At 43.2% G+C, this 23,833-nt stretch carries 21 protein-coding genes; 6 read left to right on the forward strand and 15 right to left on the reverse strand.

Annotation, left to right across the window (positions count from 1 at the left end; translation table 11 throughout):
- Positions 1–11: 11 nt before the first annotated feature.
- Complete coding sequence (locus tag CYCPU_RS0109775; protein WP_020162597.1) at positions 12–464, reverse strand: molybdenum cofactor biosynthesis protein MoaE; 453 nt, start codon at positions 462–464, stop codon at positions 12–14.
- A gap of 2 nt (positions 465–466) precedes the next feature.
- Positions 467–736 (reverse strand): molybdopterin converting factor subunit 1, encoded by a 270-nt coding sequence (gene moaD / locus CYCPU_RS0109780; protein WP_020162598.1) that lies wholly within the window; start codon positions 734–736, stop codon positions 467–469.
- A gap of 46 nt (positions 737–782) precedes the next feature.
- On the opposite strand from moaD, the gene moaC reads away from it, so the two are divergent.
- From moaC to purU, 3 genes are read left to right on the forward strand one after another with little or no spacing between them, the layout of a single operon-like run.
- Positions 783–1,265, forward strand: a complete 483-nt coding sequence (moaC, locus tag CYCPU_RS0109785) for a cyclic pyranopterin monophosphate synthase MoaC (protein ID WP_015006692.1) — start codon at positions 783–785, stop codon at positions 1,263–1,265.
- A gap of 2 nt (positions 1,266–1,267) precedes the next feature.
- On the forward strand, positions 1,268–1,705 hold the full coding sequence (locus CYCPU_RS0109790) for an HIT domain-containing protein (RefSeq protein ID WP_015006693.1): 438 nt from the start codon (positions 1,268–1,270) through the stop codon (positions 1,703–1,705).
- A 13-nt stretch (positions 1,706–1,718) separates the two neighbouring features.
- Entirely contained in the window at positions 1,719–2,582 is an 864-nt protein-coding gene (purU, locus tag CYCPU_RS0109795; RefSeq protein ID WP_015006694.1) for a formyltetrahydrofolate deformylase, read from the forward strand.
- Between the two features lie 83 nt (positions 2,583–2,665).
- Here the strand turns inward: purU and CYCPU_RS12055 are convergent, their stop codons facing one another.
- The 3 genes from CYCPU_RS12055 to metH are packed head-to-tail and all read right to left on the reverse strand — an operon-like array spanning position 2,666 to position 6,802.
- Positions 2,666–2,842 carry a hypothetical protein gene (locus CYCPU_RS12055; RefSeq protein WP_015006695.1) on the reverse strand — a complete coding sequence of 59 codons (177 nt, stop codon included), beginning with the start codon at positions 2,840–2,842 and terminating at the stop codon, positions 2,666–2,668.
- Positions 2,839–3,108, reverse strand: coding sequence for a glutaredoxin family protein (locus CYCPU_RS0109805; RefSeq protein WP_232228635.1), 270 nt, complete (start codon positions 3,106–3,108; stop codon positions 2,839–2,841). The genes CYCPU_RS12055 and CYCPU_RS0109805 overlap by 4 nt, the downstream gene beginning before the upstream one ends.
- The gene (gene metH, locus CYCPU_RS0109810) at positions 3,089–6,802 is read right to left on the reverse strand and encodes a methionine synthase (protein ID WP_020162600.1); all 3,714 of its coding nucleotides are present in this window, start codon (positions 6,800–6,802) and stop codon (positions 3,089–3,091) included. Before metH ends, CYCPU_RS0109805 begins: the two co-directional genes overlap by 20 nt.
- A 123-nt stretch (positions 6,803–6,925) precedes the next feature.
- Between metH and thiD the strand changes: the two genes are divergently transcribed.
- A complete protein-coding gene (gene thiD, locus CYCPU_RS0109815) occupies positions 6,926–7,729 on the forward strand; it encodes a bifunctional hydroxymethylpyrimidine kinase/phosphomethylpyrimidine kinase (protein ID WP_020162601.1) in 804 nt (267 codons plus the stop codon).
- Positions 7,726–8,346 (forward strand): thiamine phosphate synthase, encoded by a 621-nt coding sequence (gene thiE / locus CYCPU_RS0109820; RefSeq protein ID WP_016390525.1) that lies wholly within the window; start codon positions 7,726–7,728, stop codon positions 8,344–8,346. Before thiD ends, thiE begins: the two co-directional genes overlap by 4 nt.
- 207 nt (positions 8,347–8,553) lie before the next feature.
- On the opposite strand, the gene CYCPU_RS0109825 is transcribed toward thiE, so the two are convergent.
- From CYCPU_RS0109825 to CYCPU_RS0109835, 3 genes are all read right to left on the reverse strand, one after another.
- A complete protein-coding gene (locus tag CYCPU_RS0109825) occupies positions 8,554–9,660 on the reverse strand; it encodes an NAD(P)-dependent alcohol dehydrogenase (protein ID WP_020162602.1) in 1,107 nt (368 codons plus the stop codon).
- 72 nt (positions 9,661–9,732) lie between these two features.
- Positions 9,733–10,725: an amidohydrolase family protein gene (locus CYCPU_RS0109830; protein WP_020162603.1), complete on the reverse strand. Its 993-nt coding sequence runs from the start codon at positions 10,723–10,725 to the stop codon at positions 9,733–9,735.
- 29 nt (positions 10,726–10,754) lie between these two features.
- Positions 10,755–11,681, reverse strand: coding sequence for a VOC family protein (locus CYCPU_RS0109835; protein ID WP_020162604.1), 927 nt, complete (start codon positions 11,679–11,681; stop codon positions 10,755–10,757).
- A 190-nt stretch (positions 11,682–11,871) separates the two neighbouring features.
- Between CYCPU_RS0109835 and CYCPU_RS0109840 the strand changes: the two genes are divergently transcribed.
- The gene (locus CYCPU_RS0109840; RefSeq protein ID WP_015006703.1) at positions 11,872–12,987 is read left to right on the forward strand and encodes a fatty acid desaturase; all 1,116 of its coding nucleotides are present in this window, start codon (positions 11,872–11,874) and stop codon (positions 12,985–12,987) included.
- 405 nt (positions 12,988–13,392) lie between these two features.
- Here CYCPU_RS0109840 and CYCPU_RS0109845 read toward each other — a convergent pair whose 3' ends face one another.
- From CYCPU_RS0109845 to aceF, 7 genes are all read right to left on the reverse strand, one after another.
- Positions 13,393–14,499 (reverse strand): NAD(P)-dependent alcohol dehydrogenase, encoded by a 1,107-nt coding sequence (locus CYCPU_RS0109845; protein ID WP_020162605.1) that lies wholly within the window; start codon positions 14,497–14,499, stop codon positions 13,393–13,395.
- Between the two features lie 247 nt (positions 14,500–14,746).
- Entirely contained in the window at positions 14,747–16,864 is a 2,118-nt protein-coding gene (locus CYCPU_RS0109850; protein WP_020162606.1) for a TonB-dependent receptor, read from the reverse strand.
- 340 nt (positions 16,865–17,204) lie between these two features.
- On the reverse strand, positions 17,205–18,422 hold the full coding sequence (locus tag CYCPU_RS0109855) for an argininosuccinate synthase (protein WP_015006706.1): 1,218 nt from the start codon (positions 18,420–18,422) through the stop codon (positions 17,205–17,207).
- A gap of 61 nt (positions 18,423–18,483) precedes the next feature.
- Positions 18,484–19,635, reverse strand: a complete 1,152-nt coding sequence (locus CYCPU_RS0109860; protein ID WP_015006707.1) for an OmpA family protein — start codon at positions 19,633–19,635, stop codon at positions 18,484–18,486.
- Positions 19,636–19,679: 44 nt separating this feature from the next.
- On the reverse strand, positions 19,680–20,456 hold the full coding sequence (locus CYCPU_RS0109865; protein WP_020162607.1) for an alpha/beta fold hydrolase: 777 nt from the start codon (positions 20,454–20,456) through the stop codon (positions 19,680–19,682).
- Between the two features lie 13 nt (positions 20,457–20,469).
- Positions 20,470–22,212, reverse strand: coding sequence for a dihydrolipoyl dehydrogenase (gene lpdA / locus CYCPU_RS0109870; RefSeq protein WP_020162608.1), 1,743 nt, complete (start codon positions 22,210–22,212; stop codon positions 20,470–20,472).
- Between the two features lie 9 nt (positions 22,213–22,221).
- The gene (gene aceF, locus CYCPU_RS0109875) at positions 22,222–23,823 is read right to left on the reverse strand and encodes a dihydrolipoyllysine-residue acetyltransferase (protein WP_020162609.1); all 1,602 of its coding nucleotides are present in this window, start codon (positions 23,821–23,823) and stop codon (positions 22,222–22,224) included.
- Positions 23,824–23,833 lie beyond the last annotated feature (10 nt).

A 23,833-nucleotide genomic window follows, 5' to 3' on the forward strand; every position in this document is an offset into this window, starting at 1 on the left:
GCTTGTTCTGATCAATAACCGCTGGTGTTTTTTTCAACCCAGCGGTTTTTTTCTGCCTGCAAAGCGGTAGAACTAAGGTTCTCTTTTTTCCAAAAAGGTGCCTTACTTTTTAAATCTTCCATAATAAAACGACTCGCCTCAAACGCATCTTTACGATGTACCGACCAAGCAGCCACCAAGACTATAGGATCATTTGGCAATAGCGCCCCTACTCGATGAATAACTAATGTTTCCAGCAGGTCCCACTGTTTTTTTGCCGATTGAACGATCTTTTCCAAGTGTTTTTCGGTCATTCCAGGATAATGCTCAAGAAACATTCCGTTGACGGCATCTCCCTCGTTCATATCACGCATCGTTCCAATAAAATTAGCACAAGCACCAAACTCACCTTCTCGCTTCATTTTTCGCTGAAAAGTTGCTAACTCTTGCCAAGGGTCAAACGCTTTTTGAATAATTTTAATCATTCTCAACCACCCGTAACTGGAGGAAAAAAAGCCACTTCATCGCCAGCATGTACTAACGAGTCCGCTTGAGCATATTCATGATTAACCGAATACAGCACCTGCTGGGATACATCGTACCCCTTGCTCACATGCTTCCAAACATCTTCGACCGTTTTTAGGCCGTCAATATTAAGCTGTTGCTCGCCACGTCCGAACAGCTCTTTTAAACTGGCAAAATAAAGTACTTTTACAGACATCGCTTCTTCATACATCTGACTATTTGATTGTGTCATAATTGATTATATTATCATGTTAACAAACGAATCGAGCCACTAGATTATGTCTGAACTCACACATTTTAACACCGCCGGTGATGCTCATATGGTCGATATTAGCGCCAAAGCCGATACCGACCGGACAGCCGTAACTGAAGGCTTTATTGAAATGAGCGCTGCCACCTTACAACGGGTGATGAACGGCGATAATAAAAAAGGCGATGTGCTGGGTATTGCACGGATCGCTGGCATTATGGCCAGCAAAAAAACAGCTGACCTTGTGCCCTTATGCCACCCCTTACCAATTACCCATGTGGACATTAAACTGGAACCTGATACGCAAAATAACTTGATTGCTTGCCAAACCACCGTCACCACATCGGGCAAAACAGGTGTTGAAATGGAAGCCCTTAATGCTACTCAGGTAGCCTTACTGACAATTTACGATATGTGCAAAGCGGTTGACCGCGGTATGACTATTCAAGGCGTTCGTTTGCTTGAAAAGAAGGGCGGGAAATCAGGTCATTGGAAACGTGAGGAGCCATAAGCATGGACTTTAAATTACATCCATGGCTTGCTGAAGATTGTTACTACCTAGGCGATTTTCCTTTGTGTGCACTTTTACTGAGCAAAGACGCCAATTACCCTTGGTACATTCTTGTGCCCCGACAAGCAGGCATTGTCGAAGCATTTCAGCTCAATAAGCAGGACCAACAAACACTACAAGATGAATCCTTACAATTCAGCCAAGCGTTAAGCGCAGCCTTTTCCGCTGACAAGATGAATATCGCCGCATTAGGAAACATGGTCCCGCAATTGCACCTTCATCATATTGTTCGTTATAAACATGATGCCGCTTGGCCAAATCCTATATGGGGCCATGTGAGCGCTAAACAATACACCCCTTCTGCATTACAAGACCGTATTCAAAAAACACACCAATTGCTCGGTCAGATGCACTTCACCCCTAACTTACAAACCAGCTAAAACAGGGCTTATTTTGAACCAACAAACCACCGCCATCTTATTAGCAGAATGTCCTGATCAAGCTGGCATTATCGCAAAAGTTACCAATTTTCTTACTAAGAATAATGGCAATATCGTCGATTTAGAACAACATGTCGATACTGCAGATAAGCACTTCTTTATGCGTGTTGAATGGCAACTAGAAAACTTTTCTATTGACCGCGAACAGATTCAAAAAACCTTTTCGGAAGAAGTTGGCTCGGCGCTTAATATGAACTGGCAGATAGCATTTTCTGACATTAAACCTAAGCTTGCACTGTTTGTTTCACAGCATGGGCATTGTTTGTTTGACATTCTTTCTCGCTACCAATCCGGCGAGTGGGACGTCGAGATCCCCCTGGTCATCAGCAATCACAAAAACCATCAATCACTTGCTGAAAACGCAGGCATTGCTTTTCATCACATACCCATCACTGCCGACAACAAGCAGCAGCAAGAACAGACGCAACTTGACTTACTTGCCAAGCATCAAATAGACACTATTGTGCTGGCTCGTTATATGCAAATATTAAGCGCCAACTTTATAGACCATTACCCGCATCAAATTATTAACATTCACCATTCTTTCTTACCCGCTTTTCCAGGCGCTAGGCCGTATCATTCAGCGCATGAAAGAGGGGTCAAGATTATTGGTGCCACTAGTCATTATGTCACCACGGAATTAGATGCAGGCCCTATTATTGAACAAGATATTGTACGCATCAGGCATAACGATAATATCGAAGATTTAAAACGCAAGGGCCAAGACAATGAAAAAATTGTGTTATCTCGCGCTATCCGACATCACCTAATGCACAAAGTATTAGTTTACAAAAACCGTTGTATCGTCTTTGTGTAACAACCTAATCAACAGCGGCTTAGTTGCCCAGTTGGTTTTGCGTAAATAAGCAACCGAGTCAAAAAGCCATTCCCAACCACGCTCTACTTAGTTGTAACAACAGAGCTACTTAAGCTGGGACGTTTTGCGCCGTCAGATGATGCACCAACCTCATCAAAAACAAACCAATAAAAAACCCCAACACCCAACAAGACGGCCACCACACTTAAGACAACCATCATATAAGCAAAGCGGCTTACTGCCTTTTTATTCGCTCTCACTGCATCTCTCCTTCATCTACAAAACAGAGTAAATCTGCATAAGTAAACGGCCAAGCCAACACTTGCTGAACAGCATCTTTCATCACAACGGGTATGCGCGTTCCATACTGTTCAACTAACTCTTCTGAGTCAATAATATCCACCACTTCGATTTGAAAACGCGTTGGATACTGCACTAATAACTGCTGTAATAACCGCTGTGCATCCTCACATAAATGACATCCTTCGGTTGTATAAAAGGTTAACTCAATTATCATCTGGGTCATACGCAAGACTTGGGGCCAGCCAACGTTCTATATATTCTAACGATTCACCCTTACGCACCGCATAGTCTTCAACTTGGTCTTTCTTTAGTTTTCCAACATTAAAATACTGCGCCTGCGGATGCGCAAAGTACCAGCCGCTCACTGCTGCAGTTGGGTACATGGCAAAACTTTCTGTTAACTCAATACCTGCTTGCTCGCTAGCATTAAGCAATGAAAACAATGTGGCCTTTTCAGTATGATCAGGACAGGCAGGGTAGCCTGGAGCAGGACGAATACCCGTATATTTCTCGCCAATAAGCTCGTCATTTACAAGTGATTCATCAGCGGCGTACCCCCAATAATCTTTTCTTACATGCTGATGTAAGCACTCAGCAAACGCTTCTGCTAAACGATCAGCTAACGCCTTGACCATAATCGATTGATAATCATCATGATCTGCTTCAAATCGCTTAATATGCTCTTCAATGCCAATACCCGCCGTTACTGCAAATGCGCCAATGTAATCATTAATGCCTGAACCCTTTGGTGCAACCATGTCCGATAAGCAGTAATTTTTACGTCCTGGTGGCTTGATATTTTGCTGACGTAAATGATGTAAAACTGCTGCTTCATTAGAACGCGACTCATCTTCATAAACAACAATATCATCCACTTGACTATTGGCTGGATAAAAGCCAAAAACCCCACGAGCCGTTAGCCACTTCTCATCGATAATTTTTTGCAGCATGATTTTGGCATCTTTTAACAAGTCCTTTGCATGCTGACCGACTATTTCATCTTCTAAAATTTTAGGGTAGCTTCCAACCAGCTCCCAAGTTTGAAAAAAGGGTGACCAATCAATAAACTTTGCAATTTCATCCAGTGGAAAATCATTCAACACCTTGGTACCCAAGAAACTCGGCTTTACCGGTGTATACTGACTCCAATCAATCGTGCTTGCATTCTGCCTGGCATCGTCTAAATTAAGCTGGCGTTTTGTAGACTGACGACCCTTATGACGCTCACGAACTTCAGCATATTCCTCACGAATTTTTTGCTGATAATCATTCGCCGCGCTTTTATCCATTAAATTACTCAACACACCAACCGACCGAGACGCATCGGTAACGTACACACTTACACCATGATAGTGCGGTTCTATTTTTACCGCTGTATGCGCACGCGATGTCGTCGCACCGCCAATCATTAACGGTATATCAAACCCTTGGCGTTCCATTTCTTTTGCCATATGCACCATTTCATCCAAAGATGGCGTAATCAGGCCGCTTAAGCCAATCACATCAACATTGTGTTTACTGGCTTCTTTCAAAATAGTATCTGCAGGTACCATTACACCCAAATCAACTACTTCAAAACCGTTGCATTGAAGCACAACAGCAACTATGTTTTTACCGATGTCATGCACATCGCCTTTGACTGTTGCCATTAAGACTTTTCCGTTAGTCTCCACCACATCACCCTTTTCTTCTTCCATAAACGGCATTAAATAGGCGACCGCTTTTTTCATAACACGCGCAGACTTTACGACTTGCGGTAAAAACATCTTACCAGCGCCAAACAAGTCACCTACTACATTCATACCATCCATCAGCGGCCCCTCGATGACGTGTAAAGGACGCTCAACTTCTTGTCGAACCAATTCGGTATCTTCTTCAATAAATTCTGTAATGCCTTTAACCAGCGCATGCTCTAAGCGTTTTTTAACCGGCCAAGATCGCCATTCGGCGGCTTCTTTAACCGCTTCTTCTGAATCACCCTCAAGGTATTTTTCAGCAATGGCTAATAAGTTCTCTGTCGCAGAGGTACCGCTTTTAGGTGTCCGGTTTAAGATGACATCTTCGACACTCTCGCGTAGCTCATCAGGAATATCGTCATATACTGCTAGCTGCCCTGCATTGACAATGCCCATATCCATGCCTGCTTGAACCGCATAGTATAAAAATACCGCATGAATCGCTTCCCTGACTTTGTTATTTCCTCGAAAGGAGAAGGACACATTCGAAACACCACCAGACACCATAGCATGTGGCAAAGTTTGCTTAATAACACGTGTTGCTTCAATAAAATCAACCGCATAATTATTGTGCTCATCGATGCCTGTGGCAATGGCAAAAATATTAGGGTCAAAAATGATATCTTCGGCTGGGAAGCCAACCTTTTCAGTTAGCACTTTATAGGCACGTGTACAAATTTCAACTTTACGTTCAAATGTATCTGCTTGCCCGGTTTCATCAAACGCCATCACTATCACTGCCGCGCCGTAACGCATAATGGTTTTAGCTTGATTGATAAAATTTTCTTCGCCTTCTTTCAGACTAATCGAATTGACGATCGCTTTGCCTTGCACACACTTTAAACCGGCTTCTAAAATATCCCATTTAGAAGAATCGATCATCACGGGAACCACCGATATATCTGGCTCTGCCGCTATCAAACTTAAAAAACGTATCATCGCTGCTTTCGAATCCAACATGCCTTCATCCATGTTGATATCGATCACCTGAGCGCCACTTTCCACCTGCTGACGCGCTACATCGAGTGCTGTTTCGTAATCTTGCTCTTTAATTAGGCGTTTAAACCGAGCCGAACCGGTCACATTCGTTCGCTCACCCACATTGACATACAGAGAGTCTTTAAAAATATTCATCGGCTCTAAGCCAGACAATCGACAGGCAACCTCAAGCTTCGGTATTTCCCTTGGTGCACTATCGCTCACTGCTTCTTTCATTGCCGTTATGAATTCAGGTGATGTTCCACAACAGCCACCAATAATATTCAAGAAACCACTTTGCGCCCACTCCCGAATATGGCCGGCCATATCGTCTGGTGTTTCGTCATAACCACCAAACTCATTCGGTAGACCTGCATTGGGGTGTGCACTGATATACGTATCGGCAACACGAGACAACTCTTCTACATATTGGCGCAACTCTTCAGCACCAAGAGCACAGTTAAAGCCAATACTAATCGGCTTGATATGTCTTAGCGAATTCCAAAATGCTTCGGTTACTTGACCTGACAACGTTCGACCGGAGGCGTCGGTTATTGTGCCAGAAATCATGACTGGGTATTCAACATCATGTGTTTCAAAATACATTTGAATCGCGTACAGCGCCGCTTTCGCATTGAGCGTATCAAAAATGGTTTCTACCAAGATAATATCGGCCCCACCTTTTATCAGCGCATCAATTGATTCTGTATAAGCCTCCGCCAATTCATCAAAGCTGATATTTCTAAAAGCAGGGTCGTTTACATCCGGCGAAATACTGGCCGTACGATTTGTTGGGCCTAAAACACCTGCTACAAAACATACTCTGCCAGGGTATTTTGCCTCAATCTCATCTGCCGCTTTTCTTGCAATACGAGCCGATTGTTCGTTAATTTCATACGATAACTCTTGCATATCGTAATCAGCCATAGCAACACGTGTTGAGTTAAAAGTATTCGTTTCAACAATATCCGCACCCGCTTCAAAATAAGCCAAATGGATAGCACGGATAGTATCTTCTTGAGTTAACGATAATAAATCATTATTGCCTTTTACATCGCTTGGCCAGTCAGCAAAACGCTCCCCACGATAATCACTTTCGTTAAAGTCATACGACTGAATCATCGTACCCATAGCGCCATCCAGTAATAAAATGCGTTGCTTTAATAAATCTAACAGCTGTGTATGTTTTTCTGTTTGTGCCATTGTTTCGGTACGTTTGTTTTTAAATAATCAGCCATTTTACTCGTTTGCTACTGAACAGGCACTTGTTGTTATAAATTTATTCCTCTACCATCCTTTTTTAAATGTAAAACGCACCCCACTCTTTTGTCTCATTCGCCAAAAAATCTAGACATAAAACCTGCCGTACTAACTATTTCTGGGCATGACCCAACTGGCGGCGCCGGCATTCAAGCGGATATCGAAGTACTCACCCATTTTGGCTGCCACCCTTGTTCAATCATCAGCTGCTTAACGGTACAAGATTCCAGCACGGTTCATCGTTTAATACCCTTAAAAGCGGACGATATCATTGAGCAAGCTAAGGTGTTGTTTGATGATCTGCCTATTGCTGTTATCAAAGTTGGGTTAACTGGGTCAGTCGACGCCGTTAAAGCTATCGTCAAGATCATTCAGTTACACCCTAATATTCCTGTGGTTTTCGACCCCGTCCTTGCTAGTGGCGATGGCACATCATTGGCCAATATTAAACTGCTCGATGAAATTAAAAATACGCTTCTTCCCCTCACAACCGTGTTGACACCCAATACTATCGAAGCGGCTCAACTTTCTGGGTTACAACACGATAACAATGAAGAAAGCCTTGGCAAAGCACTGCTTAACACAGGTACAAATTACGTTTTAATAACGGGCGGGCATTCACCAGGGGCGGTACTGCGTAATCACTTATTTTTTAATCATGAAAAACAAATAACTTATGAATGGGAACGCCAAAGCGGCCACTTTCATGGTACCGGTTGCACACTGGCCTCAGCCATTGCAGCCTTAGTCGCGCAAGGTCAATCAATACCCAATGCCGTAGCGTTGGCACAAACATATGTTAACCAAGCCATTAAATTAGCTAACCGAGTTGGTAAAGGGCAACTTTTCCCCAATCGCATTCAGCAATGACTCCGTTACCTAAAAATGGCCTATACGCTATTACACCAAATATAGCCGAAACAGCTTTATTATTAGAAAAAGTAGAACAAGCACTTCAAGGAGGTGCAAGCCTTCTGCAATACCGAGACAAAATCAGCACGCCTGATGAAACACTGCTGCGAGCACAGGCTATTCATCAATTGTGCTTAAATTATAACGTTCCATTGATCATTAACGACAATCCTGCCCTTGCACTAGCCTGTCAGGCAGAGGGTGTCCACCTTGGTCAATCAGATGGCAGCATTCTTGAAGCGAGACAACGATTAGGCAAGGATGCACTTATCGGGGTGACTTGTCATCACCATTTATCGCTTGCCTTACAGGCTCAAGAACAGGGTGCAGATTACGTTGCATTTGGTCGATTTTTCAATTCAACCACAAAGCCCGGCACTCCTTTAGCAAACCTTAAAACCCTACAGGATGCAAAAGCTGCTTTATCTATCCCCATCGTTGCCATTGGCGGCATTCAACACAACAATGCAAAAGCACTGATTAATCAAGGTGCAGACTTTATCGCCGTTGTAGAGCAAATTTTCAGCGCAGATAACATCAGCGAAAGCTGCCAACACTTCAGCGCTTTATTTTAGTATTGCAGTGCCCACCTATCCACGACCTGAAGAGCATTTGCATCAGCTGCCACTAACTCACGCGCGCAAGTCAATAGTATTTGCTGGCTCACGATAATTCCCCTTAACTATGCTCTGACATTCAAAATGCGCATATTACGCTCTTTCATTTCTAACTAAACCTCGTAAAAACCCGAAGAGTAAGGTTCGGCGTTTGTATTCTAAGTACTACTTGGGAAGTCGCATCACCGCTTTAAGTGTCACGCCTTTCTCTGAGTCTTCCGCTGCTTGGTTTATTTGATCAAATTCGTAAAATTTTATTAATTTATCAAATGGAAATTTACCCTGTTTATACAACTCGATTAAGCGTGGGATAAAAATATCAAAGTTAGATTGGCCTTGTATAATCCCTCGTAGCGTTCGGTTATCCAACATAAAACTAACATCTACAGGTATCGTTACACCTAGCGCTGGTGAACCCACGATGCCTATTTCACCCCCTGGTTTTGAACAAGTAATTGCTTGAACCAATACATTTGGAACCCCGCTTGTTTCAAGTACATAAGCAATACCTGCCCCACCCACTATTTTCTTAATTTCCTCAACAGGGTCTACCTCAGCGGCATTAATAACATGGGTCGCCCCAAGCTCTTTTGCTAACGCTAAACGGTTTTCCTTTACATCAACCGAAATTATCGTTGTACAGTTTGCAATAACAGCGGCCATAACAGCCGATAGACCGACTGCACCCGCACCATAAATAGCAATTGCACTTCCTGCAGGTGGGTTCAAGGCATTGAGCACCGACCCTGCACCTGTTTGCACGCCACAACCCAACGGCCCCAATAGCTCCAATGGGACGTCTTTAGGCACTTTTATGGTATTTCTTTCATAGGATAGTGAATAGCTAGCAAATGATGATTGGCCAAAAAAACTCGAACCGATTGCTGCCCCCGAGTGATCATGAATCGTACAACTACCATCAACTGCTCGACCTAAAAAGTTCGGCTCAAATGCTGCTTCACATCGCGCAGGCTCACCATTCAAACAAGCTTCACAGTGGCCGCAGGTATAAAATGTAAGAACAACATGATCGCCCGGTTCAACCTTCGTCACATTTTTACCTACTTTTTCTACAACGCCAGCCCCTTCATGACCAAACACCATGGGCAAGGGAACGGGATAAGCTTGATCACGACAGGTTAAATCCGTATGACAAAGCCCTACTGCGACTATTTTTACTAAAATCTGATCAGCTGATACTTCTGCTAACTCCAACGATTCAAATTCAAAAGCCCCTTTACTTCCCCTTATTACTGCTGCTTCTATTTCCATGGAATGATCTCCTTTAGGTGATTATTATTTTTTATAAAATGCTAGTGTTAAAAATATGAATGAATGCTTTGCCTACCTAGAGCAAGCTAGAAAACGTTGCGCATTCACAGACTGAAGGAGCGACATATCATGCTCACTAAGCCCCAAAGATTGTATCCGCTTGCCGGGCGACTTCTCACGAATGACAAAAGGGTAATCAGACCCCACCATGAGTTGCTCTATGCCAAATGAGTCAATTAAATACTGAAGTGTTTGATTATCGTACACCAAGGTGTCGTAGTAGAGTCGTTGTGCAATATCTATCGGCGATTCATCAAATAGATCACGCCCCATTGTTTCCCACCCTTGCATCATTCGCGGCAACATCATGGCAAAACCACCGCCACCATGACTTAACCCAATACGTAACGCTGGGTACTTGGTTAACATTCCCCCGCTGACTAAAGAGGCTGCCGCGAAAGCTGTTTCATTTGGAAACGCTACCAAAGCTGGCATGGCTGGCGGGCCTATAACTCTTTCCACCCCAGCTGGGTGTAACGGATGAATAAAAATTGATAATCCATTCTCAACCGCTGCCGCAAAAATGGGCTCAAAGAAAGGGTCGCCAATGGGCCGTCCATTAATATTTGTACCCACTTCTATACCCAATAAACCATAATCAGCACGTAAACGTGACATTTCACTGGCTGCACGCTCAGGGTCTTGCAAGGGAACCATTCCTAATCCATAAAAGGATTCAGGAGAACTATTAACCATGTTAGCAATCGTATGATTCATATGCCCACACATACGCACAGCATCATCCACATCAAACCAATAGGATAAAAGCTCAGGCATTGGCGACAAGACTTGTCTATCAACCTTTTCCACCTGCATATCAAGCAGACGTTGAGAGGCATCCCAGCTATGATGACTGACTTCTCGAAATGTTTTGCCAGCAATTAAAACTGACCGATGATGCGGCTGATCACAACAGCCCATTGATGGCCATCGAGTGGCTACATTATTACCAGAGTATGCAGGGAAATACTCAGGAACCACATGCGTGTGTACATCAATAATCACTTTGAACCCCTATAAGGCTAATCTGGTTTTTAAAGTAACTGGCCTATCAATTGTGGTTTAGCCGGTAAAATATCGCCACCCTGAGCCCAATCTTCTTTCGGTACACTTCCCCAATAATCACCAGAATCTGGACGAGGCTCTAACGACCTTGGTTTCCGTGGGTTTTCTTCAGGAAATTCTTCCATGCCAAAACTGTATTCAACCGTCATTCCATCTGGATCTAAGAAATAATAAAAAATACTGCCTGAGGGTGGATGCCGTCCTGGCCCAAATACAATAGGAATATTATTTTCTGGCATTCTATTCAGTGCGCGCCCAATATCATCCATGTCTGTCACCATAAAATTAACATGATGCAAGCCTGGTCTATCGCCTCTTAATTTCGCATTACTCACACCCAACGTATGGTGGTAAGGGTTAGGAAAACACCGCATAAAGTTTATAAAACCATCAATCGAGTCAGAGGTATCAAAGTTCATGACTTCTCTAAAGAATTTAATCGAGGCATCCCAATCAGAAAAACTCACGACCACATGACCCAAACGGGCAATTTTACTGACGGTTGGCTGATAACTTGTTGCTCTCTTGTATTGCTGGTTATAAAGTTCAAAACATATACCATCATTAGGCTCTATAAAACGTAATGTTCGTCCTTGGAAAATCCCCTTACTTTCTTCGGTTGGCAATTCATAAACATCGAGGCCATGCTTTTTAAACGTATCAGCCGCGTTATCTAATTCGGCATCACTCTCCATTTCCCATGCAATGCGCTTTAACCCCGCAACATCATTTTGGTAAAGCACTAGATTATGATGGTCATCACTGCAAGAGAAATATGCCACCCCCTCTTCTTGCAAGTTAAGCTGCAAACCAACTAAATCACGGTAATAAGTAATAGACCTTTCCAGATCGGTGACACCCAACGCAACATAACCTAATTTTTTATAACGGATCATTACATTTCCTTTTGTGTTTAAACCTAACGGCTGACTTAATTAAAGCCCTTTCATTGAAATTAAGAATAAAGACCTTAACTCAAGCTCTTAAAGCAATCAATAAAAAATAACATCCGTTAGTTATTTATTTTCTTTTGTGCTAGGGTGTTGATTCCAATAAAAATAAAATCAATCGTTACAGGAGGGAGTTATGGATTATTTACGATACTACTTCGGAACCATTCTTGTTTGCATTGCTATTTGGGGCTTTGCTCATGGAGGCCACTGGGTTTGGGTCGGCGTCGGGCTGCTGATACCCATCACTATTCTTGATGTTTTAGCCAAACCCGATCTGAACATGCGCAAGATAAATCACCCGTTTATCGTCAATATCCCTCTGTACCTTCACCTCTTCTTTATGATTGGTTTATATGCAAGCTTTGTACATTGGGTCAACACGACGGTTCAGGCTACAGGCTCTATCCCTGTTATAGATATGGTCGGCGCAGTACTTTCTCTTGGATTGTTAGGCGCTATGCCCAACGTACCTGTTACCCATGAGTTACTACACCGCAGAGATTATGGGCGTTATTTTGCCACCTTATTAGGTACTTTTTTTCTAGACCCCACTCGTGACGTTGCTCATATCCACAACCACCATGTTAACCTAGCAACACCTCTGGACTCTGATACCGCAAGACGAGGTGAAAACATTTATAGCTATATGTTTAGGGCCTCTTTTGGCAGCTATAAAGACTTTATTCATGCAGAACGTGAAAAGAGTAAAAAAACTAATAAAAGCATATGGTCTCCGAGTGGTCGCTTAGTACGTGCTATCGTCCAAGTGTTTATCCTCATTGGAGTCGTTACTTGGTTCGGCGGCGTTTATGCGATGGTGATAAGCATTTTCGGCTTAATGCTAGCTAAACTATTTGCTGAGGGTTTTAACTACTTCCAACACAATGGTTTAGTTAGGGTTGAGGGCCAACCTTATGAATCACGTCATATTTGGAATCACTTGTCCTACATTATTCGCCCGCTCGCATATGAAATTTCAAATCATAACGATCATCACCTAGACTCATATATCCCGTTTTATGAACTAAAACCAACACCTGATGGCCCACAAGGCCCGAGCATGTTTTTATCCTTCAATGCAGCCCTAATCCCGCCCATTTGGTTTAAGTTTCTTGCTCAACCTAAACTCAAAGAGTGGGATCTGACTCGCGCTACACCTGAAGAAAGAGTGCTTGCAAGGGAAGCTAATAGAGCAGCTGGTTGGCCTGACTGGCTGGGTGAACCAACAGAAGAAACTGTCAGCGCGTAATTTTTCCTCTTACTCAGAAAAAAACCGAGTAGCAATCTACTCGGTTTTTTTGAATAATAAAGTAGCCTAATTTAGTTTAGCGGATCAATCACATAACGCCGCTAATTATTCGTAGTAACAATCGCCACACTCTTTTGAAAATGAAGCTCCACTAGACACATGATCAGTTCTTATTGGCAAACCAAGGCTGGAACGACGTCACTACCTGAGAACATTATATTACTCAATATAATGTCAGCATTAAATAGCTAGCATGCTCTAGGTTAAAACGTCATAGAAATTAACGCGCAGCATAAAATAAATATGACTAATGCACAGGCAACAATGCCATACCAATACAAAAATATCAGACATAAAAAAACCGGCACTATATATAACGCCGGTTTCTTAATACCCTACAGGTGACTACTTAGGAAGACGCATAATCGCTTTTAGCGTTGTTCCTTTTTCTGAGTCTTCCGCTGCCTCGTTAATTTGCTCAAGATCATAGAACTTAATCAATTTATCAAATGGGAATTTACCTTGTTGATAAAGACTAATTAACCGAGGAATAAAGATATCGGAATTTGATTCCCCTTCCACAATTCCACGCAATTTACGGTTAAATAACATGTGGTTAATATCTAAAGGAATTGTTGTACCCATCGCTGGCGCTCCAACAATACCAACCTCACCACCAACACAAGATGACATAATCGCTTGAGATAGCACGGGGCCTACGCCACTGGTTTCAAGCACATAAGCTATACCTGCACCACCGGTTAATTTTTGAATTTCTTCAACAGGATCAACCTCTAACGCATTAATAGCATGCGTCGCGCCTAATTCTTTAGCTAACTCCAAACGATCAGGGTTAACATCAATTGAAATAATGGTTGTGCAATTAGCTACCACAGCACCCATCACAGCTGAAAGGCCAACCGCCCCAGCACCGAACACTGCAATCGCACTACCCGCAGGTGGGTTTAACGCATTAAGCACAGAACCTGCACCCGTTTGTACACCACAACCTAACGGGCCTAATAAATCAAGCGGCGCATCTTTCGTTACCTTAATGGTATTACGCTCGTATGCTAATGCATGCGTTGCAAAGGAGGATTGACCAAAGAAACTACAACCAACCTCATCACCAGCATGATCGTGAATAGTACAACTACCATCAACAGCACGCCCCATAAAGTTAGGACCAAAAGAGTTTATACAACTTGTAGGATCGCCTGTTAAACAGGCATCACATTTACCACAGGTGTAAAAAGTTAAAACAACATGATCGCCTGGTTCTACTTTAGTAACATTTTTACCTACTTTTTCTACTACACCCGAACCTTCGTGCCCGAATACCATTGGAAGTGGTACTGGATAAAGCTGGTCACGACAGGTTAAGTCGGTATGACATAAGCCAACACCTACAATTTTAATTAAAATTTGATCATCAGATGGCTCTGCTAACTCAAGTGTTTCAATTTTAAAGTCACCCTTACCTTCCCGGACCACTGCTGCTTCAATCTTCATACACGTTCTCCTGAATTATTTTTACGTTATAAAAAAAAACAAAGCCACCTACTTGGTAGCCAATTTATCAATGGCACTATAAAAACATCATCTTTTTCTATCGTCAAACAATAATTGAGCTAATCGAGACAATTATCATTCTCTATATACTTTTAGCATTTTATTGCTTTCCAATACTGCATAAAAAAGCCTAGGCGTCACCTAGGCTTTTTACTACCATTGTTATGTAAAACTTAGTTCTTACAACTTACCATTTGTAGCTCGCTGTGACATAAAGATTGCGTCCTTGGCCTGGTATTTTGTCACCCACTGCAACATCTTCATTATTCATTGCCCGATTAACAGCTGAGGTATGATCTTCAAAATCTCTATCTAAAATATTTTCTACCCCCAACCCAACTTTAAGGCCTGCAATAGGTGCTATTTCACCACGAACATGCAGCAGCCCATAACCGGCTGATTTTTGCTCACCATTATAAGCAGCTACGTCATTTTGCGCACTGTACGCTTCGAGCTCTGTGGCTAATGACCAGTTATTTTGTTCGAACGTTAATTGCGTTCTCGTATTAAAAGGTGCTATCCGATAAAGATTATCTCCACCTCCATCACGGCGACGACCGCGCACATAACTGACCGTTCCATCCAAACGCCAGTCTGTCGTAAGTTCATAGCCCCACTCCACATCCACACCATACAGTTCAGCATCTACGTTGCTGAACTGTAACACCGTATCTCCGCCAAAAATACTGTTCGCGCCATCTGCTACAATATTTGCAGTTGTGCCAGTGACTTGCTCACCTTGAATATAATCATTCACACGGTGATAAAAAGCACGCGGCGCAAGGTATAACTCGCCAGCAGCATATTCTAGACCCAGCTCAAACTGATAGGCCGTTTCAGGCTCTAAATTCACATCGCCGATATACACTCGGTTATCCGCTAAACCACCCGTGGCTTCTAACGGTATCCATAAATAACGTTCTTGATAACTGGGAGAACGCATTTTACGTGCAAAACCTACTTCGGCTGTTAATTCGCTTGATATCGACTGCCTTAAAATAACATCAAAATCCCAGTTATGATCTGTTTGAGAACGATCTCCCTCATTAAAGCTATCAACCAATTCTGTGACTTGAGGCCCGATCATCATCATATTCCCGTACATGTGGTGCCCCACTTCGTCTGAGTCCATTTTAACTTGGGTATATCGAAGGCCTGTTTCAAGCTCTAAACCCTGCTGGACGTCACCTTTCCATTCTGCAAACCCACTGTAACGATTGCGTTCAGCGCCGTTAAAATTATCCACGCCAAACATTGGGTTATTCGGATCAGTAATAAAACCGTCATGCGTCGATTGATCGCCTTGCACACCAAGGCTAAGGTGACCGTTTGAAAAAGGCATTTTATAAACAGCCGATAAGCCACCCCCATCAACTGTTGTTAGGTTTTCACGGGTGCGGCTACTACCTGCCATGGCGGTCATGTTCGTACCGTTAGAACGTAAGCTAAAGTTATTCATTAAATGACGCATATCTTGATAATAGTAATCGATTTCTAATGAACGATTGTCAGCTAACTGGACACTGTAGTCAGCAGAAAATATACCGCCTCTAACCCAGATGATATCCATCGGTAAAGAAGCGGAGCCAGTATGACCGGTATCATTATTACTGTAATTAAACCCTAACTCATGAGCACCAAATTTTGTACCATAACCAACGGTGTAAGCATCACGATCATATTGGCTAGGGTCAACTGTACGACTACCGTCAAACTCATAGTCATCGCCTTGTTCTTTGCTAATACTCGCATAAAAACGATGGCTATCATTCGAATATGCACTCAACACACTGCTGGTTAAGCCGTTATCTACCTCACTAAACCCCAGTGACGCTAAGCCATGAAACTCAAATTCTTCACCATCGGTGAACTCTCCTTTACGAGACTCAGCGATCATTGAACCACCTATTGTTTCAATCCCGCTACTGATCGGCGCAATACCGCGATACACAGTCAGCTTATCGGTTAATGCTGCTGGTATATGGCTTAATGGAGGATCCATGCTGTTTGGCCCAACTTCTTTCCAAGACATGCCATCAACCACTGCATTAATACGACCACCAAATTGACCTCGGTATGAGGCTATACCGGTTAGCGGGCCATTACGATTAACATTAGCGCCAGGCACTCTTTTTAGAAGCGCAGCAGTATCTTTCAATGCTAACGATTCTGGTGCAATTCCGAATGCGCCCGGACGCATGCTAGCACCTTCTACAATGATTGTTTGATTTGTGTAATCAGCCGCCTTAACTGGCAAAGCTGCAATGACAGCTAATGATAATAAACTTAATTTAAACCGTTTCATAAACCCTCTAATTAGTTTTTTGTTTTTTTACAACAAAGTGGATTTTACCAATGAATCGGTTTTCAGAAATGTGACAAATTGTCACACCTCTATAGCGTCACACAAAAATAAACGTTAAAACCTCTGCGACAATTTGCCACATTCTCAGGACTCACATATCTCGGTAAGCTATCAGCAACTCTTAAAAGCTGATTGAGTAATTTTTACTTCAAACATGCTGATGCCCTATGGGCATAAAGCAGCCCGAATCTCCCTTCTATGGCTGCTTTTTTGACCTCAAATCTATTAAGAGTTCTTTATCGCCCTCTGTATCCCAGAGGGCTTTTTTTGACTATAAAGATTAAGAACGTTTCCTAGCCGCAATTCGCATGCGTAATGCATTTAATTTAATAAACCCTTCTGCATCTTTTTGATCATATGCGCCGCCATCATCTTCAAACGTGGCAATGTTTTCATCAAATAAACTATTAGAGGCTGATTCACGACCCACAACAATCACATTTCCTTTGTAGAGTTTCAAACGAATTCGGCCATTTACGGTAATTTGTGACGCATTAATCATTGTTTGCAACATTTCACGCTCTGGACTCCACCAGTAGCCGTTGTAAATAAGGCTAGCGTAACGTGGCATCAATTCATCTTTCAGATGGGTCACTTCGCGATCTAATGTTATCGATTCGATGGCACGATGCGCTTTTAGCATGATAGTGCCGCCTGGGGTTTCGTAACAACCACGCGCCTTCATACCCACATAACGGTTTTCAACAATATCTGCACGGCCAATACCGTTTGCCCCACCTATTTTATTTAATTCCGCTAATACGGTAGCCGGTGACATCGCTTGACCATCAATCGCTATAATATCACCACCTTTATACTCCAGTTCAATATAGGTCGGTTCACTGGGGGCTGCTTCTGGAGAAACAGACCAACGCCACATGTCTTCTTCTGGCTCAACCCATGGGTCTTCTAAAATATCCCCTTCATAAGAAATATGTAGCAAGTTCGCATCCATCGAATAGGGTGACTTTTTACCACGTTTCATTTCAACGGCTATCCCCGCTTTCTCAGCATACGCAAGCAATGAATCACGCGAGGTTAAATCCCACTCGCGCCAAGGCGCAATAATTTTTACATCTGGCTTTAACGCATAGGCACCGAGCTCAAAACGCACCTGATCATTACCTTTGCCGGTTGCCCCGTGTGAAATGGCATCCGCTCCTGTCTCATTAGCAATTTCAATTAAGCGTTTTGAAATTAGCGGGCGAGCAATAGATGTCCCGAGAAGGTATTCACCTTCGTAAATTGTATTCGCTCTAAACATTGGAAAAACAAAATCACGGACGAACTCTTCCTTTAGATCATCAATGTAAATTTCCTTAATGCCGTAGGATCGTGCTTTTTCACGGGCTGGCTCTACTTCCTCACCTTGACCCAAATCGGCGGTAAACGTAACCACTTCACAATTGTATACATCTTCTAGCCATTTAAGGATAACCGACGTATCTAATCCACCAGAATAAGCTAAAACAACTTTATTGACTTCTTGCTTTGACATGAGATCACTCGCGACTTAAAAATAATCCGCGAATTATACCCGATTGCATGACCACTTGGCGCTACCCTGAAATTGAAATATCCACTCGTCTGTTTAATTGACGCCCTGCAGGGTACCTATTACTAGATGTAGGGCGACTTTCACCATACGCCTTAGTCACTATTTGATCTGACTTAACACCCTTTGATAAGAGGTATTTTTTTATTACCTCAACACGCTTTTTGGAGACTGCCATATTAATCTGACGAGGACCTTGACTATCACTATATCCTTTAAGCACTATCTTCCCGTCTGGATGTTGTAAACGCCTATATTGTAATAAGTAGTCTAACTTTTTATTATCACGCTCATTTAAGCTGACTGAACCGGACCTAAAGTAGATATGCTTAAAAGGCTCAGGGCCAGCCACTTTCATCCGCACACTGGCGGCGGGTGTATCTAATGCTTCGGGGTCATCTAAGGCAATAACCTGTTCTTCAGGCATTCCTTCGTTAATTAAGAACTGGCGTAACGCCTGAACCCGCCCATCATAAACGCGCCGACCGTCTTTGACAGAAAAATCTTCTGTGCCACTAACTAAGTCAATTCTTTCTGTCTGACCGGCTTCTTTTACATACGTAACCGCTTTGCTTAACAGCTTGCGGTTTTTATGTGTGATTGTTGTACTTAAATAGTTGAATAACGACAATTGCTGGTGCACATCGTCCCTGCTAAAGGGGAGTAGATTTTGGCGGCATGACTCAAATTGAGCCATCACATCCAAAAAGTTAACCGATGATATCGCTACGTTAACCTGCCCGCCTTGATTCGCCTTATAACTAAACTGTGGAAAACGGCCATTGGATAGTTCTTGTAACATACGTTCTGATACATCACTTTGAACCACCAATTCTTTGGTTTTCGTTTTAACCTTTGCTAATTTAAGTGAGGGCGCATCGTGCATCCATACTGGTGGCACAGAGCTCAACATAGCCGTGTGAATTGGTGGCACGTATGACTCTGCTTTTAAAATAAAATTAACACGCTCACCTGACTTTTGCTCAAAAACACCCACGCCATATTGTGGAATAACATGCGTTATATAACACCCAACTTTGTTACCAGAGAACGTCCATTGTGAATGCGTAACTGGCGCCTGATACTGCTGAGCCAAGGTGCTCGCACTAAACAGCGTCATTGCCAGTAAGAATATATAGTGTTTAATCGTCTTCATACCGCCTATATCGGCAGATAAAAATAGAACTTTATATTTTTCTTCTAACTTAAAAAACTATTAAGCAACGTCATAAATTCCACAGGTGATTCAATATGCGGCCAATGGCCAGACTTAGCTATGGTTTGAAATTCGGCGGCTGGAAACATTTCTTTCGTCGGTTCTCGGTAGCGTGACGTCATATAGGTTGATTGACCACCATTAATAAACAACGCACGATTCGCATACTGCTTCTTAAGGCTATTTGCTGGAAACCCCATAATATCAGGCATGCTTTTTTCAATGCTCGCAAGGTTAACTCTCCACTGATAACCCCTTGATGTATTCGCCACCAAGTTTTGTAGTAAAAACTGTCTTAAACTGGGCGTACTTAGTTTTTCAGCTAAGTACTGATCAGCTTCTTTTCTTGAGCCGACGCTGTCAAGTGGTACATGATATAGGCCCAACAACACATCATCGAAATTATGCGAATACGTCACAGGTGCCATGTCCACAACAATTAATTGACTCACCTTTTCTGGCTCTGAGAGGGCCAGTTGCATCGCAACTTTCCCACCCATGCTATGGCCTAGTACCACCGCTTCTTTAATGTCTTCAAGCGTCATAAACGCTAGCACATCAGTCGCCATTGATTCATACCCCATCTCATCAGCATGTGGAGATGAACCATGATTACGTAAATCTAAGCTGTATACCGTGTCGTGTTCTGCCAATTGCTTTGCAATTCCCTGCCAATTACGCGCGCTACCAAATAGCCCATGTAAAATAATTATCGGCCTACCCGCTTCACCGTGTCGTACAAAATTCAGTGATACGCTCATCGCCTGACCCGACTTATTTCTTTTTAACGTATAAGTCGGTAATTGAACCCGCCTGCATTTCTGCTGCAAAACACAAGGTCTCAGATAAGGTCGGGTGTGGATGAATGGTTAACCCCATATCGTCAACATCTGCACCCATTTCCAATGCTAAAACCGCTTCGGCAATTAATTCACCTGCGTTGGTGCCAACAATACCTGCACCTAAAATACGTTTTGTTTCAGGATCCCAAAGGATTTTGGTCATCCCTTCATCGCGGCCAATGCTCAAGGCGCGACCACTCGCTGCCCATGGGAAAACAGATTTTTCGTACTTAATACCATCCGCTTTTGCTTTTGTTTCGGTCAATCCCATCCATGAAATTTCAGGGTCGGTATATGCTACCGATGGAATCGTCATAGGGTCAAAGGCTGCTTTTTCACCCGCTATCACTTCAGCGGCTACTTTTGCTTCATGAACTGCCTTATGCGCTAACATAGGGTTACCAACGACATCACCAATCGCAAAAATATGTGGTACGTTGGTTCTCATTTGCTTATCGACCGAAATAAAGCCGCGCTCATCTACATTCACACCGGCTTTATCTGCCGAAATTAAACTGCCGTTAGGACGACGACCTACAGACATCAACACTCGGTCATATACCGCTGAGTCGGGCACACCTTCGCCTTCAAAGCTTACTTTCAAGCCATCATCTGTTGACTCAATAGCCGTTACTTTTGCTTTCAAGTAAATATTTTCAAGCTGTTTCGATAATCTTTTATGTAGGGGCTTAACAAGGTCTTTATCACAACCGGCTACCAATTGATCCATTAATTCAATCACACTAATTTTTGAACCTAAAGCATGATAGACCGTCGCCATTTCTAAACCAATAATACCGCCACCGATCACCAACATTTTTTCAGGAACATCGGCCAGAGCGAGCGCACCTGTTGAGTCCATCAGACGATCATCGTCGTACGGGAAACCAGGGATTTTAACCGGCTGCGAACCGGCTGCAATAATTGCATTATCGAAGGATATCGTTTGGCTACTGCCTTCATTTTCAACCACAACAGAATGGCTGGATGCAAAATTCGCATACCCTGTCACAACCGTAACATTCCGTTGTTTTGCTAAGCCTGCTAAGCCACCTGTTAAGCGCTGAATAATGTTCTCTTTATTGCCACGAATAGCATCGATATCCAACGTCGGAGGTTCAAAAGTAACGCCATGTGCTGACATTTCTGCCGCCTCATGAATAACCTGCGCTTGGTGCAATAATGCTTTTGATGGAATACATCCAACATTCAAGCAAACGCCCCCTAACGAGGCATGGCGTTCTATAAGCGCCACTTTTTTGCCGAGGTCAGCTGCGCGAAAGGCCGCCGTGTAACCACCAGGACCTGCGCCCATAACCAGTACATCCACATGCAGATCAGCACTTTCATTTGCGCTTACAGGCGGCGTGGAAACAGGTTCTGCCACTGGAATATCGTCAGCAGCTGACGAGTCCTGCGTCGCCATAGCCTCAGATGCTTCAAGCTTTATCAATAAATCACCTTCAACCACTTTATCGCCTAATGCAACCATTATTTCTTTCACAACACCGGCTGAGGTACTTGGAATATCCATCGACGCCTTGTCGCTTTCCAAGGTCAAAAGACTGTCTTCGACCGCAACGCTATCACCCACAGCGACCTGAATATCAATTACCTCTACGCCGTCATCAAACTCGCCAATGTCTGGAACTTTTATATCTATTAGATTAGCCATCATATCCTCCTACAACAACACACGACGGATGTCATTGAGATAACGTGAAAGCGCTACCATAAAGGAGGCAGCATCCGCACCATCTATCACGCGATGATCATAAGTGAGATCTAATGGAAGCATTAAGCGGGGGATAAATTCACTACCATTCCAGACTGGCTGCATCTCTGCACGTGTCGCACCTAAGATCGCCACTTCGGGGGCGTTAACAATTGGTGAAAAAGCAGTACCGCCAATTCCACCTAGGCTTGAGATCGTCATACATGCGCCCTGCATTTCCTTTGGAGAAAGCTTACCATCCCTTGCTTTTTTACTGATCACGCCCATTTGTTCAGCCAACTCAAAAATACTGACCTTATCAACATCTTTAAAGACAGGTACAACAAGCCCATTTGGTGTCGCAACAGCTATACCAATGTTGTAATATTTTTTATAAATCAAGCTATTACCATCTGGCGATAACGAGGCATTAAACTGTGGAAACTCTTTTAATGCAGCCACTAAAGCCTTCATCATAAATGCTAAAAACGTGACCTTCACACCCCGTTTTTCAGCATCTGCTTTTAATGATTTACGGAACGCTTCCATATCAGTAATGTCTGCTAGCTCATGATGTGTCACCATCGGCACATTCAGCCAAGCACGCGTTAAATTCGTGCCTGTTAAGCGCTTAATCTTACTGAGCGGTTTTTCCTCTATTTCACCAAATTTTGTAAAATCAACCTCTGGAATAGGTGGAATCCCCGAGCCAACTGATGAAGACGTCGCTGATTGGCCGGCAATAATTTGCTTAACGTGTTGTTTAATGTCTTCTTTTAAAAGCCGGCCTTTAGGCCCTGTTGCCTTGGTAACCGTTGATAAATCAACACCCAACTCTCTTGCAAACTTGCGTACCGTTGGACTTGCATGAATATGTCCCATTGGTTTTGAAGTCACCGGTGCCGCTGCAACATTGGTATTGGGATTGGTATTCGTTTGCGATTTCGGCGCTGGCTTTGCTGGCGCTTTTTCTTCTGCTTTTGGCTCAGACTTTGCCGGACTCTCAGCCTTCACTGTTGGAGCCGCTTGGCCGGATAAAACTACAATTAAATCACCTTCTGAGACTTGCTCACCGACGGCGACTTTAACCTCTTTAACGGTACCTGCTGAGGTCGAAGGAATCTCCATACTGGCTTTGTCACTTTCTAAGGTTAACAACGATTGTTCTTCTTCAACCACATCGCCGACAGCGACATTCACTTCAATAACTTCAACAGCATCAAAGTCACCAATATCTGGGACATGAATATTAATTTCGCTTTCTGTTACTTCTTCTTGTACTGGTTCAGCTGCTGCTTCTTGAGCTGGTGCCTTCGCTTGCTCTGACGAGTTAAGCTCTTTTAGGCGAACGACAACAGTGCCTTCTGCCACAGAGTCGCCAACCGTCACTAAAATTTCTTCGACCACCCCTGCTGCTGATGAAGGGATTTCCATACTTGCCTTATCACTCTCTAACGTCAACAAGGCTTGTTCTACCTCAACTGAATCACCGATAGAAACTAAGACTTCAATAACCTCAACAGCATCAAAATCACCAATATCTGGCACCGCTACATCTATTAAATCACTCATTCAATTCTCC

Origin of the sequence: Cycloclasticus pugetii PS-1 (assembly GCF_000384415.1) — a bacterium.
Lineage (GTDB): Bacteria > Pseudomonadota > Gammaproteobacteria > Methylococcales > Cycloclasticaceae > Cycloclasticus > Cycloclasticus pugetii.

Coding starts and splice junctions, on each gene's coding strand:
- CYCPU_RS0109775 (WP_020162597.1), bottom strand. CDS start 464: ATGATTAAAATTATTCAAAAAGCGTTTGACCCTTGGCAAGAGTTAGCA.
- moaD (WP_020162598.1), bottom strand. CDS start 736: ATGACACAATCAAATAGTCAGATGTATGAAGAAGCGATGTCTGTAAAA.
- moaC (WP_015006692.1), top strand. CDS start 783: ATGTCTGAACTCACACATTTTAACACCGCCGGTGATGCTCATATGGTC.
- CYCPU_RS0109790 (WP_015006693.1), top strand. CDS start 1,268: ATGGACTTTAAATTACATCCATGGCTTGCTGAAGATTGTTACTACCTA.
- CYCPU_RS0109805 (WP_232228635.1), bottom strand. CDS start 3,108: ATGACCCAGATGATAATTGAGTTAACCTTTTATACAACCGAAGGATGT.
- metH (WP_020162600.1), bottom strand. CDS start 6,802: ATGGCACAAACAGAAAAACATACACAGCTGTTAGATTTATTAAAGCAA.
- thiE (WP_016390525.1), top strand. CDS start 7,726: ATGACTCCGTTACCTAAAAATGGCCTATACGCTATTACACCAAATATA.
- CYCPU_RS0109825 (WP_020162602.1), bottom strand. CDS start 9,660: ATGGAAATAGAAGCAGCAGTAATAAGGGGAAGTAAAGGGGCTTTTGAA.
- CYCPU_RS0109835 (WP_020162604.1), bottom strand. CDS start 11,681: ATGATCCGTTATAAAAAATTAGGTTATGTTGCGTTGGGTGTCACCGAT.
- CYCPU_RS0109840 (WP_015006703.1), top strand. CDS start 11,872: ATGGATTATTTACGATACTACTTCGGAACCATTCTTGTTTGCATTGCT.
- CYCPU_RS0109845 (WP_020162605.1), bottom strand. CDS start 14,499: ATGAAGATTGAAGCAGCAGTGGTCCGGGAAGGTAAGGGTGACTTTAAA.
- CYCPU_RS0109850 (WP_020162606.1), bottom strand. CDS start 16,864: ATGAAACGGTTTAAATTAAGTTTATTATCATTAGCTGTCATTGCAGCT.
- CYCPU_RS0109855 (WP_015006706.1), bottom strand. CDS start 18,422: ATGTCAAAGCAAGAAGTCAATAAAGTTGTTTTAGCTTATTCTGGTGGA.
- CYCPU_RS0109860 (WP_015006707.1), bottom strand. CDS start 19,635: ATGAAGACGATTAAACACTATATATTCTTACTGGCAATGACGCTGTTT.
- CYCPU_RS0109865 (WP_020162607.1), bottom strand. CDS start 20,456: ATGAGCGTATCACTGAATTTTGTACGACACGGTGAAGCGGGTAGGCCG.
- lpdA (WP_020162608.1), bottom strand. CDS start 22,212: ATGGCTAATCTAATAGATATAAAAGTTCCAGACATTGGCGAGTTTGAT.
- aceF (WP_020162609.1), bottom strand. CDS start 23,823: ATGAGTGATTTAATAGATGTAGCGGTGCCAGATATTGGTGATTTTGAT.